Source organism: Bacillus hominis, from assembly GCF_018332515.1.
Lineage (GTDB): Bacteria > Bacillota > Bacilli > Bacillales > Bacillaceae_G > Bacillus_A > Bacillus_A hominis.
Genome location: NZ_BOQD01000378.1, coordinates 1 through 1,479 on the forward strand (window position 1 = coordinate 1; position 1,479 = coordinate 1,479).

The window sequence follows — 1,479 nt, forward strand, 5'->3', positions numbered from 1 at the left end:
TGGATAAAGATAATAAGCCTATTCCAGCTGCGGCAGAATCTAGTACGAAAAGTGAAGATGGTAAAAAATATACATTTAAACTACGTAAAGATGCAAAATGGTCAAATGGAGATCCAGTAACGGCGAAAGATTTCGTATATGCTTGGCAACGTCTATTAGATCCAAAAACAGCTGCTGAGTATGCATTTATCGCGTTCCCAATTAAAAATGCAGAAGTGGTTAATAAAGGGGAAAAACCTGTAGCTGAATTAGGAGTGAAAGCGGTAGATGACCTTACGCTTGAAGTTGAATTAGAGCAAGCGGTACCGTACTTCTTAAACTTAGTAGCATTCCCATCGTACTACCCATTAAATGAAAAATACGTAAAAGAAAAAGGGGAGAAGTTCGGTTTAGAGTCTGATACAACAGTTTATAATGGACCGTTCGTTCTTAAAGATTGGAAGCATGAACAAGGATGGCAATTAAAGAAAAATGATCAATATTGGGATAAAAAGACTGTAAAACTTGAAGAAGTTAACTTCAGTGTTGTTAAAGAGCCAGCAACTCTTATCAATTTATATGATAGCGGACAAGTTGATTTCGCTTTATTAAATGGAGAGTTCGTTGATAAATATAGAAGTAAGAAAGATGAATTCGGCACATATTCACAAGTAAGTACGTACTTCATTCGTATGAACCAAAAACGTGCTGGACAAGATACACCATTAAAGAGCAAAAAATTGCGTGAAGCAATTGCGCTATCAATTGATAAAAAGAATTTAGCAAATGTAATTTTAAATGATGGATCAAAAGAAGCTGATTTCTTAGTACCAAAAGGCTTAGCAACTGGACCTGATGGTAAGGACTTCCAAGAAACGTTTAAAAATGGTTTGAAACCAGATGCTAAAAAAGCTGCAGCAGCTTGGGAAGAAGCGAAAAAAGAGCTTGGCAAAGATCAAGTTACAATTGAATTCTTAAACTATGATACTGGTAATGCGAAAAAAGTTGGAGAATATGTGAAAGATCAAATCGAGAAAAACTTAAAAGGTGTAACAGTTAACATTAAACTTCAACCATTTAAGCAAAAACTAAAATTAGAATCTGAGCAACAATATGATATTTCATATGGTGGTTGGAATCCAGATTATGCAGATCCAATGACATTCTTAGATATGTTTGAGTCTAAGCATTCTCATAACCAAATGAGCTTCTCAGATCCTAAATATGATGCAATGGTGAAAAAAGCTGGTACTGAATTAATGGGTGATGCAAAAAAACGTTGGGAAGAGTTAGGGAAAGCTGAAAAAACATTACTTGAAGAAGATGTAGCGATTGTACCTTTATATCAACGTGGAGATTCTTATGTTTTACAGCCAAATGTAAAAGGTGTAGTAAAACATAACATCAGTCCAGAATTTAGCTTTAAGTGGGCATACGTGACTGAAAAATAATAGAGTTGAAAAAGCATTTTAAAGTAGCTTAGCTACTTTAAAATGCTTT

General features: G+C 34.5%; 1 protein-coding gene. It reads left to right on the plus strand.

Translation table 11 applies throughout. The features are described from left to right. The coding region (locus KI356_RS25205; protein ID WP_212936806.1) for a peptide ABC transporter substrate-binding protein at positions 1–1,430 on the plus strand (1,430 nt) is incomplete at its 5' end. Positions 1,431–1,479 lie beyond the last annotated feature (49 nt).